This is a genomic window from Aneurinibacillus aneurinilyticus ATCC 12856, from assembly GCF_000466385.1.
Lineage (GTDB): Bacteria > Bacillota > Bacilli > Aneurinibacillales > Aneurinibacillaceae > Aneurinibacillus > Aneurinibacillus aneurinilyticus.
Window position 1 is genome coordinate 8406 of record NZ_KE952850.1, and the last position, 3036, is coordinate 11441.

The window sequence follows — 3036 nt, forward strand, 5'->3', positions numbered from 1 at the left end:
AGGGCATCTCATTGCCCCTCCTAAGACAGTGCATATAGCATCTTAGGCAGATTGACTGTTACCATCAATCACAGGTGCATATCGAATATTCATAGCACCGACTAAGTCTCTGTGCTTTTCAAAACCACATTCACATTTGTATTTACGGTCTTGCGCTTTGTTCCTCGCGGAACACTTAGGACATGTCTGCGAAGTATAGGCAGGGTTCACATATTCTACTTTGATGCCAACCAAATTTGCTTTGTACTCGATAAATTGAGACAAGCGATAGAATGACCATGTGTGCAAATTTTTCTCGTTTTTACGGCTTGTTCTTGCCGTCTGTCGAATATTCGCCAATTGCTCTAAGCGAATGACAGAAATCTTATTTTCTTTTGCAAAATCCACGATTGCACGACTTATTTTATGGTCTTGATCTTTCATCCAACGCTGTTCCTTGTCATCGAGATTGCGAATAGCATTCAGTTTCTTTAATTTTCCTAGCTTTTTACGTTTAGACTTAAACATACGTCTGACATACTTGTTTTGCCTGCCATTACCAAAGAAGCGAACCTTATCATCACCTGTTACAGCAACAGCAGGGACTTTCAATCCCAAATCAACACCCATCACTTTCAATCCTGTTCTTTCGACAGTCGGAATAGTGACAGAAATTTGAGCGATCCACTTACCTGATTTTTGCGTAATACGAAGCGTACCTAATTTGTGTTTAAGTAAATCAAAGTTTCGGTTGTCTTTATCGACTAATAAAGCACGAATAGGTGTTTTAGTTGTCTTGCCATCAATCATAATTGGCATTGAGATGTGTGTGAAATCAAAAGAGTAGTTTTGATTGTTCCAGATACACACAGGTTTTTTAAGTACAGAAACGGCAGTGTATTTACTTTTCTTTGCTTTTTGAAAAACACTTTTAGCGTCTTTTATGACTTGATTTTTAACTGCACTTGGAAGATTTGCAGGAACATCTTTTGTGGTCTTTTTCGTGCTTTTCTTTTCAGCGACCATTTCAGAAACAAGTGAGTTGATTGTAGATATATATTCTTTACTCATATTTTTCAAGATAGAGGCCTGTTCTTTTGTTGATAGTAGTTTAATTTTAACTGTTATTGTTTGAGACATTGTTCTACACCTGTATCTCTAATCATTTTTGCTCTTTTTATACTTCTATACTCTTCTAAAGTTGCTTCTCTTACAATAGACCAAGAACCAAGCCACATCATTTCTTTTATACACCCGTTAGGTATTTTAATTTGTGATGTATCACACTCATTCCTGCCACATAGAACTAATATGGCTCTTTCGTAGTCGGCTCTATATTCTTTATCAAATTTATGGTCTTTTACAAACTGTTCAAAATCACAGTTACTACATTTCACTTGCATATCTTTTACCCCCTTGTTTTTTGCTGTTCAACATACCGTTTAATCGTTTCTCTTGATACGTTTCCTGCGGTAGAAACGAAATAGGAACGTGTCCATAGGCTTGGCAAGTGTCGAAGATGAGGAAATTCCTCTCTCAGCTTTTTCGAAGTCACTCCTTTGATTTTTGCCATGATATCGGAAGGACTAAATGTTGGTAGTGCATTTAGGAACATATGTGTATGGTCTTTATCACATTCTAAAGCAATAATGACAATTTCCAATTCTTCGCATATTTCCTTTACTAACTGTTTAAAACGTTCCTCTACATCGGTACGAAGAAATATTTTCCTTCTGTATCGAGGGCAAAAAACGAAGTGATAATTGATTAAAGATACGGTTGTATGAGTTCTTCTATATTCGTTCATACTCATATCGTATCAGTTTAATCTACATACAGCAACGAAAATACAAAAATATTTGGAACATTTGACGTGGCATAAAGCCACGCCTGTTCCAACCTCACTCTCATCCCACCCCTAAAGGAGTGGGCTTTCTCGCTCAGAAAATCTGTAAAGAAAGGTATCTATCATATCCAACATGTGAATTCGTATCACAGTCGCCTCAAAAATTGGATGAATGGATTTAATGGTGTGGCTACACGATACTTGGATAACTATTTATTTTAGTTCCGTTTCTTAGAGATAAATAAGGAAATTGGAGAAAAAATGACCCCAAAAGCAATGCTTATAGCATCATGTCAAAAGCCAAATTTTACGAAAGTAGGTTCTTTTCGGCACGTTAGTTTACATCTAACTTAAATTTCTGACGACTACCTCCTTCTGGACCATTTGGAATTATCTCGTCCAATGGAATGAAACCAAACTTCTGGTACAACTTTCTTGCGGGCTGCCCATCTGGAATATCATCACCAAATGTAGTAACTACTACTTCTGATGGAACAATGATAAGTCTCAAAACATGACCTACCAAAGCTGTTGCTATTCCTTTATTTCTCGCTTTCGATGAAACAGATAACCAACCAATTTTATATTTTGGGGCATTTGATGCAGAAAATAAAATTCCACCGAGCAGTCTAGAACCAGGTAATCCATCGTTCTCTCTCACACAAAAAGCACTATCTTGATTAATATTCTTTTCCAGCGCTTGTATAAACTTTGGATCATTTACCATTGGTCCAAATAGGTATTCAACCTCAGAAGCTAGCTCTAACCATCCTTTGAGGTCATCAATTGTTGCGCTTACAACCTTCATAAATAACACCCTTTCGTTTACAATATTCACCACTTAGTCATACGACTATCTTAAACCGATGCAATCATACCATTTTTAGGATAATCCCACTACTGTCATCTATAAAGCAACAATTTTTTAGAAAAAAGCGAAAGAAAAAGATCCTTTATATCCCACTACGTTCATATAAAACTTATTTGCCCTAACCCGGTTAGTTTAGCTTGTTCTACTTTATATCCCACTACGTTCATATAAAACTATGATAGAACGTATGGAACAAATTCAGAATCATGAACCTTTATATCCCACTACGTTCATATAAAACTAAGTTTGCTATCACAATAAGGACAGGTATATCTACCTTTATATCCCACTACGTTCATATAAAACCTCCTTATGCATTTACAGAAGGAGATCGAGCAAA

The 3036-nt window shown here is 36.4% G+C and carries 4 protein-coding genes and 1 pseudogene; 1 reads left to right on the top strand and 4 read right to left on the bottom strand.

Annotation, left to right across the window (positions count from 1 at the left end; genetic code table 11):
• Positions 1-42: 42 nt before the first annotated feature.
• The 3 genes from HMPREF0083_RS18475 to tnpA are packed head-to-tail and all read right to left on the bottom strand — an operon-like array spanning position 43 to position 1786.
• Positions 43-1119, bottom strand: a complete 1077-nt coding sequence (locus HMPREF0083_RS18475) for an RNA-guided endonuclease TnpB family protein (RefSeq protein WP_021623177.1) — start codon at positions 1117-1119, stop codon at positions 43-45.
• Positions 1104-1382: a hypothetical protein gene (locus HMPREF0083_RS18480; protein ID WP_021623178.1), complete on the bottom strand. Its 279-nt coding sequence runs from the start codon at positions 1380-1382 to the stop codon at positions 1104-1106. Before HMPREF0083_RS18480 ends, HMPREF0083_RS18475 begins: the two co-directional genes overlap by 16 nt.
• A gap of 5 nt (positions 1383-1387) precedes the next feature.
• Positions 1388-1786, bottom strand: coding sequence for an IS200/IS605 family transposase (gene tnpA, locus HMPREF0083_RS18485; RefSeq protein WP_040303712.1), 399 nt, complete (start codon positions 1784-1786; stop codon positions 1388-1390).
• A gap of 147 nt (positions 1787-1933) precedes the next feature.
• On the opposite strand from tnpA, the pseudogene HMPREF0083_RS29470 reads away from it, so the two are divergent.
• A pseudogene (locus HMPREF0083_RS29470) lies at positions 1934-2179 on the top strand (IS1595 family transposase); the annotation flags it as partial.
• On the opposite strand, the gene HMPREF0083_RS18490 reads toward HMPREF0083_RS29470, so the two are convergent.
• Positions 2160-2633 carry a GNAT family N-acetyltransferase gene (locus tag HMPREF0083_RS18490; RefSeq protein ID WP_021623180.1) on the bottom strand — a complete coding sequence of 158 codons (474 nt, stop codon included), beginning with the start codon at positions 2631-2633 and terminating at the stop codon, positions 2160-2162. The pseudogene HMPREF0083_RS29470 and the gene HMPREF0083_RS18490 overlap by 20 nt on opposite strands.
• Positions 2634-3036 lie beyond the last annotated feature (403 nt).

Excerpts from the sequence above, each read along its gene's own strand:
- tnpA (WP_040303712.1), bottom strand. The coding sequence starts at position 1,786 with ATGAACGAATATAGAAGAACTCATACAACCGTATCTTTAATCAATTAT.
- HMPREF0083_RS18475 (WP_021623177.1), bottom strand. The coding sequence starts at position 1,119 with ATGTCTCAAACAATAACAGTTAAAATTAAACTACTATCAACAAAAGAA.
- HMPREF0083_RS18490 (WP_021623180.1), bottom strand. The coding sequence starts at position 2,633 with ATGAAGGTTGTAAGCGCAACAATTGATGACCTCAAAGGATGGTTAGAG.
- HMPREF0083_RS18480 (WP_021623178.1), bottom strand. The coding sequence starts at position 1,382 with ATGCAAGTGAAATGTAGTAACTGTGATTTTGAACAGTTTGTAAAAGAC.